Below are 13809 nucleotides of genomic sequence, written 5' to 3' on the forward strand. Positions count from 1 at the left end.
CATGGGGTTTTCTTTGAGAGAACAAATAAAGGGGTGGAGAGATGAACGGTATTCGTGATGTTGTAAGAGAAGAACAGCCACGGGAGCGTTTATTGTTAGAAGGTGCTGGAAGTTTATCAAATCGAGAGCTTCTCGCAGTGTTACTCAGAACAGGTTCTAAAGAAGAAACAGTTTTAAAGTTGTCAGATAAAATTTTACACCAATTTGATGGCTTACGTATGTTGAAAGATGCAACATTAGAAGAGCTAATTAGTATACATGGTATTGGGATTTCAAAGGCATCGCAACTTATGGCAGCCTTTGAACTAGGCAGAAGAATGGTACGTTTAGAATATCAAAATAGATATAGTATTCGAAGTCCAGAAGATTGTGCGAAATACATGATGGAAGAAATGCGTTTTTTACAACAAGAGCATTTTGTTTGTTTATATTTAAATACAAAAAATCAAGTTATACATAGGCAAACGATCTTTATTGGAAGTTTAAACACGTCAATTGTACACCCGAGGGAAGTTTTTAAAGAAGCCTTCCGTCGTGCAGCAGCCTCTATCATATGTCTTCATAACCATCCCTCAGGAGATCCCACGCCGAGCCGTGAAGATATTGAAGTAACCAAACGCTTAGTAGAATGCGGTCAGATTATCGGAATTGAAGTGCTTGATCATAGTGTGCGCTGTTCCTAGACAATCTGCGTAGAAATATGCAATAAAACTAGGCAAAGGTACTTACCTTTGAACTTTACGCTTGAATAGGTTGGTGAAATCCCAACTCATCGTTAAATGTTGGTAACGATGCTCTGAAACTCCGACGTGCATAAATAGTTAACTACATTTGTGTACGAAGCTCGGTAAAGGCGCTGAAAAACAGACCTGAGAAGCGGTTAGTAAAGTAAGCGGGAGGCTATAAAACCGTCATGCTGACTTACCAGGAATCCTCGTATGTACGGCTCGTAAATGCAAAGGGAAACGAAATGAAGTTTCTCGCTTCTGTAAAAGAAGTTTAATCGTGGGTTTTGTATTTGTGGTTGCAAAATCTATACTACTCCAATAATGGAATAGTGTCTTGCGTCCTACCAACAGTGGACAAAAAGATGATTAACGGGTCAAAGAGGACAGCTAAAACGGTAATGAAAAGCTAAAGCGTAAGGAACAGCGGAACCATAGAGGATGATGACAAGAGGAGTTAAACTCAATGCATCTAAATTGGAGGAAATGACAATTGAATCTATGGGACAGCAGCCCGTAGTAGTGACGAAGTTTCTGTAATGGGAATAGAGCGAAGGGGCATAGTCAGTCCAATTATTAAGTTAAACCAATTTGTTAGGGAAGCCGTTTGAGCATACCTGATTAAAACCTTGCATTCTCCCAATAAGGAGGAATCGCAATGGAACAAGAATCTAACTATCTAAAATCTGAACAAGAATTAAGAGATAAACAGGACGAATTATATAATAAAAGTTTCGAAAGTATAAATCAAAAGGGACAATCGTCTGGACACAAAAACTTATTAGAACTGATGACAAGTGAAGCCACGATACTAACGGCTATCCATCGCATTAAAGCGAATAAGGGAAGTCGTACGGCTGGAAGTGACCATAAATTAATGAAACCAGACATTCTTCAAAAAGATTACCCAAAAGTCGTACAACTCGTACAAGAAAACTTTCGAAATTATCGTCCAGAACCTATTAAAAGAAAGTACATTCCAAAACCAAATTCCAAAGAGTTACGCCCATTAGGAATACCAAGCATTATCGACCGAGTTATACAGGAGTGTGTTCGTTTAATTATTGAACCAATTCTTGAGGCGCAATTTTTCCAACATTCATATGGATTCAGACCAATGAGAGATTCCAGTATGGCATTAGTTCGAACAACTGACATCGTTCATATCACGGGACACTATTGGATTATCGAAGGAGATATTAGTAAATTTTTCGATTGTGTTAACCATACGATTCTCATTAAGAAATTATGGAATATGGGAATTAGGGATAGACGTGTCCTCATGATTATCAAAGCAATGCTGAAAGCTGGGATCATGGATGAATTAAAAGAGAACCCAATTGGTACACCTCAAGGAGGAATCATCTCTCCGCTACTCGCAAATGCTTATCTACACGCATTTGACCAATGGGTAACAAGAGAATGGGAAAATAAGAAAACAAGCTACCCGTATGCACAAAAATCCAAACAGTTCGAAAGGTTACGGAAAACAACACGCCTAAAAGAAACGTATTTGGTAAGATATGCAGACGATTGGGTACTCATAACGAACTCTAAACGGAATGCGGAGAAATGGAAGTACAAAATAACAAAATATCTAAAAGAGCGGTTGAAATTGACATTGTCAGAAGAAAAGACGCTCATAACAGATATACGAAGACGACCAATTAAATTTCTTGGCTTTGAAATCAAGGCAATTAAGGGCAAGGCGAAAAATGGACATATTCTCGTCAGTAAGCCAAATCAACAACGGTTAAAAGAAAAGGTAAATGAGATTCATAAAACGATTAAGAAAATCAAAAAAGCAACAAGGAAAGACGACCTGATTCACTGGATTAATCTCATCAACTCTAAAATAAGAGGGCTAATTCAATATTACGAATGTACAACGAAAGTGAATGTGTACATGGGAAAGTATGTTGATAAACTCCACTATGCGGCATATTTGAAACTCCGAAAACATGGAGGTTATAAAATACCTGCAAAACGAGTGGACAATCTACGGTCAGCCCACGAAAAGTACGAAACCAAAATACCAATGGTTGAATACAACGAATTGAAAATAGGTGTTACAAGGCTAGATTTTTGTAGGTGGAAAAAGCCTAAAAATAAAAGCCCTAAAGAGACACCGTATACCAAACTGGGTAGACAAATTTATATGAACCGAACGAATAAAAAGCCCATTAAAGTAAGAGCGGATGAGCTCCTCAGCTTGAATTGGTCCAAGATTATCAAAATCGGACATAAGGGAAAATTGTACAACTTTGAATACTTTATGAATCGAGCCTATGCATTTAACCGTGATAAAGGAAGATGTCGAGTATGTGGAGAGTTACTTCAGGGGGATGATGTACACATACACCATGTCAACCCAAAACTCCCCATAGAAGAAGTAAATCGTGTTCCTAACCTTGCATCCCTACATGAACATTGCCATCAAATGATTCACAGTTCAAAAGATTATTCCATGGTCGGAAAAGTAATTTGGGAAAAGGTTCTAGGTTTTAGAGAAAAATTGGGATTAACGTAAATAATTGAGTTGATGGAACGCCGTATGAGGTGAAAGTCTCACGTACGGTGTGAAGTGGGGGAAAAGAAGTCCAAACGAGTAAAGTCGTGGTTTTTTCTTACCTATCACTATTTATAATAGGTGACCATAAATTCGTGAGTTTAAAGGAAAAAGGTCATATTTAAGACTATGCTTTTTACTTATTTTGTTTTATAATGTGATTTATGAGTTTTTTGTAGAAATTTATCTACAAAAAGGATAAAGATATAAAAAACGTACTGTTTTTATAATATAAAGTAAGAAAAAATGAGTCCGTGAAAACAAGAAAGGAAGATAAATAATATGTTTGGATTTGGTGGATTTACTCGCGATCTTGGAATAGACTTAGGAACTGCGAACACGCTTGTATATGTAAAAGGAAAAGGTGTAGTTTTACGTGAACCTTCAGTAGTTGCGTTACAAACTGATACGAAACAAATCGTTGCTGTAGGTAGCGATGCAAAACAAATGATTGGTCGTACACCAGGGAACGTTGTGGCACTTCGCCCGATGAAAGACGGTGTAATTGCTGATTATGAAACAACTGCAACAATGATGAAATATTACATTCAACAAGCTCAAAAATCAAACGGTTTCTTCTCACGTAAGCCGTATGTAATGGTATGTGTACCATCTGGTATTACAGCTGTAGAAAGACGTGCAGTAATCGATGCGACTCGTCAAGCGGGTGCTCGTGATGCTTATCCTATCGAAGAGCCATTTGCAGCAGCAATTGGTGCAAACTTACCTGTTTGGGAACCAACTGGTAGTATGGTTGTTGATATCGGTGGTGGTACAACAGAAGTTGCAATTATTTCTTTAGGTGGTATTGTAACAAGCCAGTCAGTTCGTGTTGCTGGTGATGATATGGATGATTCAATCATTCAGTACATTAAGAAAAGCTATAACTTAATGATTGGTGAAAGAACAGCTGAAGCATTAAAATTAGAAATTGGTTCTGCAGGCGAGCCAGAAGGTATCGAGCCTATGGAAATTCGCGGTCGTGATTTAGTAAGTGGTTTACCAAAAACAGTACTAATTCAGCCAGAAGAAATTGCAGATGCATTAAAAGATACAGTAGATGCGATTGTAGAATCAGTTAAAAATACGTTAGAAAAAACGCCACCTGAATTAGCGGCTGATATTATGGACCGCGGTATCGTATTAACAGGCGGCGGGGCATTACTACGTAATTTAGATAAAGTAATTAGTGAAGAAACGAAAATGCCAGTTCTTGTTGCAGAAGATCCATTAGATTGCGTAGCAATTGGAACAGGTAAAGCATTAGACAATATCGATCTTTTCAAAACTGCTGCTCGATAATATTGCAAAATAAAAATCAGTGAAATTAAGAGGGTGTGAACGTGCCACAGTTTTTCTTAAACAAAAGATTAATTGTTTTGTTGGTTAGTATTATTCTTCTCGTGGCATTGATTGGAATCTCATTGAAAGAACGGAACAGTTTAACATGGCCAGAGCAGTTTGTTAAAGACACTGTCGGTGTTGTAGAACGTGTATTCCAAAAGCCAGCGAAATACGTAGCTGGATTCTTCGAAAATGTAGAGGATGTAAAGCGCACGTATGAAGAGAATAAAGAATTAAAAGCAAAATTAGATAATTATGCAGGTCTATCAGGGAAAGTAAAACAACTAGAAGATGATAACAAGAAGCTACAAGAGCTAACTGGTAAAAAAGAGTTAAATAGCGGGTATACTGAAATTCCAGCTACTGTTGTTTCTCGTAATCCAGATAAATGGTACGATTTAATTGGAATTGATAAAGGGGCACAGCAAGGAATTAAAAAAGATATGGCTGTAGTAACTTCACAAGGGTTAGTTGGAAGAGTGAAAAGTGTATCTCAGTTTACATCATCAGTAGAATTACTAAGTTCTATGAGCCGAACAAATCGCGTTTCTGCTATTGTACAAGGGCAAGAGAAAATCTTTGGTTTGATTGAAGGTTATGACAAAGAAAAACAATTACTTCTTTTCACAAAGATTGGCTCTGATGCACCGGTAGAAAAAGATCAACTAGTTGTAACATCTGGACTTGGTGATATTTTCCCGAAAGGTCTTGTAATTGGAAAAATCGTTGATGTTCAGCCGGATGCATATGGCTTAACAAAAACAGCTTATGTAAAACCTGCCGCTGATTTAAATGACGTAGAGCATATTACGGTTGCTAAACGTGCAACACCTTCAGCGCCATTAGAATAGGAGGAGAAGAAGAGATGATGAAGATATTAAAAAGAGCAGCTCTTCCTCTTTTGCTCCTTTTTGTGTTTCTATTTGAAAATATGTTTGCTACTGTTGTTCCAACGGATGTGTTTTGGAAAGACAGTATAGCAGCACCGCATTTCTTTATAATCGTCTTATGTTTTATTACAGTGTATTATAGTCCGGTCCAAGGGATTTATTACGGACTATTATTTGGCTTCTTATTTGATACCGTATACACAGAACTTGTCGGGATATATATTTTTGCTTATCCGATTTTAGCTTATTTAGTTTATAGTGTGATGAAAGTATTACAATTGAATTTATTTATTGTTGTTTCTATCATATTAGCTAGCATTGTAGCACTAGAGTATTATGTGTATGGATTCTTAACTTTGTTAGGACGTACTCATATGCCAGCGCATGTCTTTTTCACAGATCGTCTCCTTTCTACTTTATTGTTAAATGCTATTTTCTTATTGATAGTTTGTTTCCCACTGAGACGATATATAGTGCGTCTTTCAAAAGCGATGGAAGAAAAAGAAAAAAGGATTTTCTAATTTTATGTCGAATTGAATCGGTGGGGTGAACTTTAGTGGAAGAAAAAAAGCAACAAAATGTAACGATAAAAGGGACAAAAGATGGGATAACGCTTCATTTAGATGATTGTTGTTCATTCTCAGAATTATTGATGGAATTAGACGAAAAACTTTCTACGCATTACTACGATGGTGATGGGCGCTCTTTAATTGAAGTGCATGTGAAAGTAGGAAATCGTTATTTAACAGAAGTCCAACAAGAAGAGATTCGTACGTTAATTCGTAATAAAAAGAATCTTGTTGTGGATTCAATTGAAAGTGATGTTATCACTAAAGCAGAAGCAATAGCTTGGAAAGAAGAAACAGAAATTGTCCCTATTTCCAAAATTGTTCGCTCTGGACAAGTTTTACATGTAAAAGGAAATTTGTTGTTAATTGGAGATGTTAATCCAGGCGGAACGGTTATCGCTGGGGGGAATATTTTTGTCGTAGGATCATTAAGAGGAATTGCACATGCTGGGTATTATGGGGATTCAGATGCTGTAATCGCTGCATCTGTTATGAACCCGATGCAACTTCGAATTAGTGATGTGGCAATGCGGGCTCCGGAAGAGAAAGAAGACGGAGCGGAGGCGGCAGAATGTGCGTATATTAATGAGAACAATCACATTGTTGTCGATCGCCTGCAACTTCTCACTCATCTTAGACCTAATTTAACAAAGTTAGAAAGGGGAATTGTATAGCTGTGGGAGAGGCAATAGTAATTACATCTGGAAAAGGCGGAGTAGGTAAAACTACTACATCTGCGAACATTGGTACGGCCCTAGCGTTATCTGGAAAGAAAGTGTGCTTAATTGACACAGATATCGGTCTTCGAAATTTAGACGTAGTAATGGGGCTGGAAAATCGTATTGTATTTGATCTTGTTGATGTCGTTGAAGGGCGTTGCCGTTTACCTCAGGCTCTTATTAAAGATAAACGTTTTGATGATCTTTATTTATTACCTGCAGCACAAACGAGTGATAAATCAGCGGTAACACCTGAACAAATGGATGAATTAATACAAGTATTACGTCAAGATTATGATTACATATTAATCGATTGTCCTGCGGGGATTGAGCAGGGATTTAAAAATGCGGTAGCTGGTGCGGATAAAGCAATCGTTGTTACGACTCCAGAAGTATCCTCAATGCGCGATGCAGATCGTATTATTGGGCTTTTAGAAAAAGAGGATATTGAACCACCGAAACTTGTTATTAACCGTGTACGTAGTCATATGCTTCATGAACAGGATATGTTAGATGTTGATGAAATTGTACGTACATTGTCAATCGAGCTTCTTGGTGTTGTCGAAGATGACGATGAAGTTATTCGAGCTACAAATACAGGTGAACCTGTGGCGTTGCAACCAAGCGGAAAAGCAGCGTTGGCTTATCGTAATATTGCAAGACGCTTGTTAGGTGAGAATGTACCATTACAAGCATTTGAACAAGAAAAGGTATCGGTATTTGCAAAGGTGAAAAACTTCTTTGGAATCCGTTAAGAGCACTTCGCACATATGCGAAGTGCTTTCTTTTTTCTTCACACGAATATCTTTCTTTCTTAGCTCATACATATGTACAAACTGTATACAACTGTTTCTATTGAAATTAGCTTAACGAAAGAAAGGAGACAGTATGAAGAATAGACGCGTAGAAGAAATTAAAAAGCGGATTGCAAAAAGGAAGGCCGAGCAAGAAAGGATGGAGGAAGAACAGTATTTTACCGGAGGGAATTTTGATAGCGAAACAGTATTTATTGAAGATGGAGAAAAGGAAATGCATCCTTTATTTCGAAAGGAAGTCTTTTTCTTCAAAGTTTTATTATCGGCAATATTAGTTCTTTCGGTTGCTATTTTATATAAGAATGCTCCTTCTTCATTCAATGGAGCTAAAGCTGTTACAGAAAAAGTGATGAAAGAGGAATTTCAGTTTGCTACTGTAGCGAAATGGTACGAAAAGCAATTTGGAAAACCGCTCGTATTCTATTCGCCAAACGAGAAAAAAGAAGGAAGTATTCAGCAAAAAGATTATGCAATTCCCGCTTCTGGAAAGGTAATGCAAGGGTTTCAAAAAAATGGCCAAGGTGTATTTGTCCAAACAGCTACAAATGCAACGGTTGAGTCAGTGAATGAAGGATTAGTTGTTTTTGCGGGTAAGAAAGAGGAACTTGGAAATACAGTTCAAATTCAACATGCAGATGGTACGGAGTCATGGTATGCAAACTTAAACGATATGTCAGTGAAATTATATGATTACGTTTCAAAGAAACAAAAAATTGGAACGGTGAGTAATGATACAAATGATAAAAATGGAAAGTTTTATTTCGCGATAAAAAAGAATGAAAAATTTATTGATCCGATCCAGGTGATATCATTTGATTAAATATAGAGACGTTTTGACGAAAATTTCCGTGCATCCATTATTTTGGGTTATTATTGTCATTGGTATTTTTACTGCACGTTTTAAAGAGTTACTACTGTTATTTTGTATCGTTCTTATTCATGAACTTGGGCATGCTATTGCAGCAGCACACTATAATTGGCGTATAAAAAGAATTCAGCTTTTGCCGTTTGGTGGCGTTGCCGAGCTTGAGGAACATGGTAATAAGTCATTGAAAGAGGAACTTGTTGTCGTAATTGCAGGACCGATTCAACATGTTTGGATGATGCTAGTAGGTTATATGTTGTTTGAAGCCGGTTGGTTGAATGCAGATTTATATTATTTCTTTATGTGGAATAATATAATTATTTTAGCGTTTAATTTACTCCCTATTTGGCCGTTAGATGGCGGGAAAGTATTGTTTAATATACTATCATATCGTTTTCCTTATTTACAAGCACATGAAAAGATGATGAAATTGTCATGTGTTTTTTTTGGTGTAATATTAGGATGGCAGTTGCTCTGGAATAGTAACAATATTATGATGTGGGTACTACTCATATTTTTGGCAGTGTCGTTATATCAAGAGTGGAAACAAAGACGGTATGCATTTATGCGTTTTTTATTAGAACGTTATTATGGAAATAAAAGAGGGATTGAAAAGATTGCACCTATTGAAGTGCAATCAGAAGATCATTTATATAAGATATTCACAAAATTTCGTAGAGGATATAAGCATTCTATTATCGTCCGTGGAAAATATAAAGAGCATTACACATTGGATGAAAATGAATTGCTCTATGCATATTTTACTGAAAAACGAACAACCTCATCAGTTGAAGAATTAATCGGTTAGTGTTGACGATAGCACTAACCTTTTATTATTGTAAAAGCAAAGAAGATTATAAAGTGAGGAAATAATTTTGAAAACGTTATATGTGAATTACGCTGGTTCGGAAAAGCGCGTTGCAATTGAAGAGAAGAAAAAGATTGTTGAGTTTTTATGGAAACGTAATGAAGAGCAAGAGATTGTTGGGCATATTTATGTTGGACGTATCGTAAGAACAATTGCTGGAATGAACGCAGCTTTTGTAAATATAGGTTTAGAAAAACATGCGTATCTTTCATACGATGATGTACCACCTTCTTATCGTATACATGAAGGGCAAGCGATACTCGTACAGGTTGTGAAAGAGGCAATTGATACGAAAGGGCCTAAATTGACAGCGAATATAGAATTTACCGGGAAATATGTCGTTTATATGCCGTTTGATGAGATGCGAGCTGTTTCTCGGAAAATAAAAAATAATAAAAGAAGACAACAGTTACTTGAAATTGAAGTAGAAGGAACGGGAGGTTACATTTTCCGCTCTGCTTCTGAAAAAGGGGAACTTGAAGAAATACAAGCTGAAATGCAAGGGTTACAACAGTTGTATGAAGAGTTAAAAAGAAAAGAGGATCAAGGAAAGGCGCCGTTATTACTTCATCGACCGGCGACCTTTTTAGATCGTGTATTTCAAGAGAATCCAATTGAAACAATTGAAAAAGTAGTTGTAGATACAAGAAGTATAGTAAAAGAGTTAGAAGACAAAGTTGGAAAAGAAAAAGTATCTTTTTATAATGAAAAGTCTTCGATGTTTAACCATTTTGGAATAGAGCGTGAAATTGAGAAAGCACTCCAAAAAATTGTGTGGCTTCCAAATGGTGCTTATTTAATTGTAGAGCAAATGGAGACGATGACTGTAATTGATGTGAATACGGGCAAGTTTACTGGAAAACAAAATTTACAAGATACAGTACTTCGCACAAATGAGATGGCAGCTGAAGAAATTGCACGCCAATTAAGACTTCGTGATATTGGTGGTATGATATTAATTGATTTTATTAATATGAAAAAAAGAGAAGATAAAGAAAAGGTAAGAGAATGTCTCATAGCTGCTATGAAAGATGATCGTACTTATACAAGAGTACTTGGATTTACTGAGTTAGGAATTTTGGAGATGACACGAAAACGTAAAAAACATTCTTTACGTGACGTATTACTAGAAGAGTGTGTATCTTGCAAAGCGACGGGTTATGTAATGTCGTATGAAACAATTGCGTATGAGCTAGAGAGAGAATTAATCACATATGGCAACATAGAGGATGAGGCAGTATTAATCGCTGCGCCTAAAGAACTGCAAAAACAATTTTTGCAAAAAGAATTACAAAAAAATATTCCATTTGAAATTTATTTCAAAGATGATATTATCGAAAAGTACGCTATTATCCGTTTTGGAAGTAAAAAAGAAATTGTAGAACGGAAAAAATAGTTAGTAGAAGATTCATTGACAATACTCAATGAATTATGGTAACATCTTTATGTTATAGTTTATAGCACCTAAACGGCTATATGCTACAACCGCACAAGACAGGTTCCCTAAAGGCATTTATGTCTACCTCGTTTTTGGCGAGTCTTAGTAATTAAGAGGAGGTGCAAGTATGTACGCAATTATCGAAACAGGTGGAAAACAAATTAAAGTTGAAGCTGGTCAAGCAATCTACATTGAAAAATTAGATGTTGAAGCTGGTGAAACTGTTACTTTTGACAAAGTTCTTTTCGTTGGTGGCGAAAACGTTAAAGTTGGTAGCCCAGTTGTAGAAGGTGCAACAGTTACTGCGAAAGTTGAAAAACAAGGTCGCGCTAAGAAAATCATCGTTTTCAAATACAAAGCGAAAAAGAACAATCGTAAGAAACAAGGTCATCGTCAACCTTACACTAAGCTAGTTGTTGAAGCTATCAACGCTTAATTCTGGTTAACATGATTAAAATTACGATAAGTCGCACGAAATTAGGAAGTATCCAATCATTTAAAATGACTGGACATGCCGATTATGCGCCACATGGACAAGACCTTGTCTGTGCTGGAACTACAGCGGTTGTGTTTGGTTCTATAAATGCAGTGGAAGAACTTTGTAATGTGCAGGCAACTATTGAACTCGGAAGTGATGGGGGATTCTTAACGTATGAATTGCCTAATGATTTAGACGTTCATGCAGCAGAAAAAGCACAGATACTTTTAGAAGGATTGGTTGTTTCGCTTAAGACGATCGAACTTGATTACGGAAAGTATATCCGTTTAATAGAAAAAGTGCAGGAGGTGTAACGTATGTTAAGATTAGATCTTCAGTTTTTCGCATCTAAGAAAGGTGTAGGTAGTACAAAGAACGGTCGTGACTCTCAGTCAAAACGTCTTGGTGCTAAACGCGCAGATGGTCAAACGGTTTCAGGTGGTTCAATTCTTTACCGTCAACGCGGTACAAAAATTTATCCAGGTGTTAACGTTGGTCGTGGTGGCGATGACACTTTATACGCGAAAGTTGACGGCGTAGTACGCTTTGAGCGTCTTGGCCGTGACCGCAAACAAGTGAGCGTATATCCTGTTGCTCAAGAAGCATAAGAACTCACGGAAAACTCTAACCTGAGTGCAGGTTAGAGTTTTTCTATATTAAGGGGTATCTAAATGAATGAAAAATGGACAATTATAGATGCATTGCGCCATTCAAGACATGATTGGCTCAATCGTATGCAGATGGTGAAAGGAAACCTTTCACTTGGAAAAGTGGAAGAAATTCATAGTCTCATCGATCGTTTTGTCCAAGAAGCGAGACAAGAATCCAATCTGATGGGGCTATCAATGCCTTTATTTTCAGAGTGGATTTTAACATATAATTGGAAACAGCAGCCGTGCTTATTGGAGTACGAAGTATTAGGGAAATTACATAACTTATCTCACTTAGATGAGACTGTATGTACATGGACGAATCAATTTTTCTCAATGCTTCAGCATAGTTTAGACGTATATGTTGAAAATTATGTTTGTATCACAATTGAATGTGACGCGGAGAATGCTCGTTTCTTTTTTGATTTTCGTGGTAAGCTAACGAGTGTAGAAGAACTACAAAATTGGCTTGCGACCCAAAACAATAAATGGTATTCCATTTCTTATACAGTGCGAGACGAAGAAGTCTCAGTTATATTACAACCAATTGAAAAAAGTGTGGTGAAATAATGTTTGTAGATCAGGTCAAGATATATGTAAAAGGCGGCGACGGTGGTAACGGTATGGTTGCGTATCGTCGTGAGAAGTATGTTCCTAAAGGTGGCCCAGCAGGTGGTGACGGCGGTAAAGGTGCAGATGTTGTTTTCGTAGTTGAGGAAGGCTTACGTACATTAATGGACTTCCGCTACCAACGTCATTTCAAAGCTGATCGCGGTCAGCACGGAATGAGTAAAGGTCAGCACGGGCGTAAATCTGAAGATTTACTTGTAAAGGTTCCGCCAGGAACAGTAGTAAAAGATGAAAAAACTGGTCAAATTCTTGCCGATTTAGTAACGCATGGACAAACTGCTGTAATTGCAAAAGGTGGCCGTGGTGGCCGTGGTAACTCACGTTTTGCAACAGCTACGAACCCAGCGCCAGAAATCGCTGAGAACGGGGAACCAGGTCAAGAGCGTGATGTCATTCTAGAACTTAAAGTACTAGCAGACGTTGGACTTGTTGGATTCCCAAGTGTAGGTAAATCTACATTATTATCTGTTGTATCATCAGCGCGTCCGAAAATTGCAGAGTATCACTTCACAACAATCGTTCCGAATCTTGGTGTTGTTGAAACTGGTGATAACCGCAGCTTCGTTATGGCTGACCTTCCAGGACTAATTGAAGGCGCACATGCTGGCGTCGGACTTGGACACCAATTCTTACGTCATATTGAGCGTACACGTGTAATCGTGCATGTTATTGATATGTCTGGTTTAGAAGGCCGTGAGCCATATGAAGATTACGTAACGATTAATAATGAATTGAAAGAATACAATCTTCGCTTAACTGAGCGTCCACAAGTTGTTGTTGCAAACAAAATGGATATGCCAGATGCAGAAGAAAACTTACAAGCATTTAAAGAGAAAGTGGGAGACGAAGTAAAAATCTTCCCAATCTCAGCTGTAACAAGACAAGGTGTTCGTGACTTACTGTTTGAAGTAGCAAACTTAATAGAAACAACACCAGAATTCCCAATACATGAAGTTGCGGATGAGTCTGATACAAGTGTAATGTACAAATTTGATACTGAAGGTGTTAAATTTGAAATTACACGTGAAAGTGATGGCACGTTTGTTATCTCTGGTTACGATATCGAGAAAACATTCAAGATGACAGACTTCTCACGTGATGAATCTATACGTCGTTTCGCTCGTCAAATGCGCGGAATGGGTATTGATGAAGCGCTTCGTGCACGTGGTGCAAAAGACGGAGATATTGTGAAAATTCTTGAATATGAATTTGAATTTATCGATTAAGACTGCCGAAATACGGCAGTCTT

General features: G+C 37.4%; 15 protein-coding genes and 1 other annotated feature. All 15 genes read left to right on the top strand.

The features are described from left to right. The first annotated feature begins 41 nt into the window (after positions 1 to 41). The 15 genes from radC (at position 42) to obgE (ending at position 13786) form a co-directional block, all read left to right on the top strand. Positions 42 to 683, top strand: coding sequence for a RadC family protein (gene radC, locus BUA87_RS18795; RefSeq protein WP_065229394.1), 642 nt, complete (start codon positions 42 to 44; stop codon positions 681 to 683). A 700-nt stretch (positions 684 to 1383) separates the two neighbouring features. Further along, positions 1384 to 3255 (top strand): group II intron reverse transcriptase/maturase, encoded by a 1872-nt coding sequence (gene ltrA, locus BUA87_RS18800; RefSeq protein WP_061688023.1) that lies wholly within the window; start codon positions 1384 to 1386, stop codon positions 3253 to 3255. 321 nt (positions 3256 to 3576) lie between these two features. Further along, entirely contained in the window at positions 3577 to 4596 is a 1020-nt protein-coding gene (mreB, locus tag BUA87_RS18805) for a cell shape-determining protein MreB (RefSeq protein ID WP_000466736.1), read from the top strand. Positions 4597 to 4637: 41 nt separating this feature from the next. Beyond that, positions 4638 to 5489 carry a rod shape-determining protein MreC gene (gene mreC, locus BUA87_RS18810; protein WP_001135487.1) on the top strand — a complete coding sequence of 284 codons (852 nt, stop codon included), beginning with the start codon at positions 4638 to 4640 and terminating at the stop codon, positions 5487 to 5489. Positions 5490 to 5503: 14 nt separating this feature from the next. Beyond that, positions 5504 to 6049, top strand: a complete 546-nt coding sequence (mreD, locus tag BUA87_RS18815) for a rod shape-determining protein MreD (RefSeq protein WP_000975765.1) — start codon at positions 5504 to 5506, stop codon at positions 6047 to 6049. Positions 6050 to 6084: 35 nt separating this feature from the next. After that, positions 6085 to 6771 carry a septum site-determining protein MinC gene (minC, locus tag BUA87_RS18820; protein WP_000391521.1) on the top strand — a complete coding sequence of 229 codons (687 nt, stop codon included), beginning with the start codon at positions 6085 to 6087 and terminating at the stop codon, positions 6769 to 6771. Between the two features lie 2 nt (positions 6772 to 6773). Beyond that, positions 6774 to 7571, top strand: a complete 798-nt coding sequence (gene minD, locus BUA87_RS18825) for a septum site-determining protein MinD (RefSeq protein ID WP_000503309.1) — start codon at positions 6774 to 6776, stop codon at positions 7569 to 7571. Positions 7572 to 7704: 133 nt separating this feature from the next. Next, positions 7705 to 8451 carry a stage IV sporulation protein SpoIVFA gene (gene spoIVFA, locus BUA87_RS18830; RefSeq protein ID WP_029443366.1) on the top strand — a complete coding sequence of 249 codons (747 nt, stop codon included), beginning with the start codon at positions 7705 to 7707 and terminating at the stop codon, positions 8449 to 8451. Then, positions 8444 to 9304 (top strand): stage IV sporulation intramembrane metalloprotease SpoIVFB, encoded by an 861-nt coding sequence (spoIVFB, locus tag BUA87_RS18835; protein WP_000599064.1) that lies wholly within the window; start codon positions 8444 to 8446, stop codon positions 9302 to 9304. Before spoIVFA ends, spoIVFB begins: the two co-directional genes overlap by 8 nt. A gap of 67 nt (positions 9305 to 9371) precedes the next feature. Next, positions 9372 to 10760, top strand: coding sequence for an Rne/Rng family ribonuclease (locus tag BUA87_RS18840; protein ID WP_072940469.1), 1389 nt, complete (start codon positions 9372 to 9374; stop codon positions 10758 to 10760). A 77-nt stretch (positions 10761 to 10837) separates the two neighbouring features. Then, positions 10838 to 10915: a sequence feature (ribosomal protein L21 leader region), on the top strand. Between the two features lie 14 nt (positions 10916 to 10929). Beyond that, positions 10930 to 11238, top strand: coding sequence for a 50S ribosomal protein L21 (gene rplU / locus BUA87_RS18845; RefSeq protein WP_000270907.1), 309 nt, complete (start codon positions 10930 to 10932; stop codon positions 11236 to 11238). Positions 11239 to 11249: 11 nt separating this feature from the next. After that, a complete protein-coding gene (locus tag BUA87_RS18850; RefSeq protein WP_002094147.1) occupies positions 11250 to 11594 on the top strand; it encodes a ribosomal-processing cysteine protease Prp in 345 nt (114 codons plus the stop codon). Positions 11595 to 11597: 3 nt separating this feature from the next. Next, positions 11598 to 11888 (top strand): 50S ribosomal protein L27, encoded by a 291-nt coding sequence (rpmA, locus tag BUA87_RS18855; protein ID WP_000944957.1) that lies wholly within the window; start codon positions 11598 to 11600, stop codon positions 11886 to 11888. A 63-nt stretch (positions 11889 to 11951) separates the two neighbouring features. Continuing rightward, complete coding sequence (locus tag BUA87_RS18860; RefSeq protein WP_001003587.1) at positions 11952 to 12500, top strand: sporulation initiation phosphotransferase B; 549 nt, start codon at positions 11952 to 11954, stop codon at positions 12498 to 12500. Continuing rightward, positions 12500 to 13786, top strand: a complete 1287-nt coding sequence (gene obgE / locus BUA87_RS18865; RefSeq protein WP_000497130.1) for a GTPase ObgE — start codon at positions 12500 to 12502, stop codon at positions 13784 to 13786. The genes BUA87_RS18860 and obgE overlap by 1 nt, the downstream gene beginning before the upstream one ends. Positions 13787 to 13809 lie beyond the last annotated feature (23 nt).

The organism is Bacillus sp. bc15 (assembly GCF_900142585.1).
Classification (GTDB): Bacteria; Bacillota; Bacilli; order Bacillales; family Bacillaceae_G; genus Bacillus_A; species Bacillus_A cereus.

What these genes read in the sequence shown, in the direction of transcription:
- rplU (WP_000270907.1), top strand. Translation starts at nt 10,930, where the DNA reads ATGTACGCAATTATCGAAACAGGTGGAAAACAAATTAAAGTTGAAGCT.
- obgE (WP_000497130.1), top strand. Translation starts at nt 12,500, where the DNA reads ATGTTTGTAGATCAGGTCAAGATATATGTAAAAGGCGGCGACGGTGGT.
- BUA87_RS18850 (WP_002094147.1), top strand. Translation starts at nt 11,250, where the DNA reads ATGATTAAAATTACGATAAGTCGCACGAAATTAGGAAGTATCCAATCA.
- mreD (WP_000975765.1), top strand. Translation starts at nt 5,504, where the DNA reads ATGATGAAGATATTAAAAAGAGCAGCTCTTCCTCTTTTGCTCCTTTTT.
- ltrA (WP_061688023.1), top strand. Translation starts at nt 1,384, where the DNA reads ATGGAACAAGAATCTAACTATCTAAAATCTGAACAAGAATTAAGAGAT.
- radC (WP_065229394.1), top strand. Translation starts at nt 42, where the DNA reads ATGAACGGTATTCGTGATGTTGTAAGAGAAGAACAGCCACGGGAGCGT.
- spoIVFA (WP_029443366.1), top strand. Translation starts at nt 7,705, where the DNA reads ATGAAGAATAGACGCGTAGAAGAAATTAAAAAGCGGATTGCAAAAAGG.
- rpmA (WP_000944957.1), top strand. Translation starts at nt 11,598, where the DNA reads ATGTTAAGATTAGATCTTCAGTTTTTCGCATCTAAGAAAGGTGTAGGT.
- mreB (WP_000466736.1), top strand. Translation starts at nt 3,577, where the DNA reads ATGTTTGGATTTGGTGGATTTACTCGCGATCTTGGAATAGACTTAGGA.
- BUA87_RS18860 (WP_001003587.1), top strand. Translation starts at nt 11,952, where the DNA reads ATGAATGAAAAATGGACAATTATAGATGCATTGCGCCATTCAAGACAT.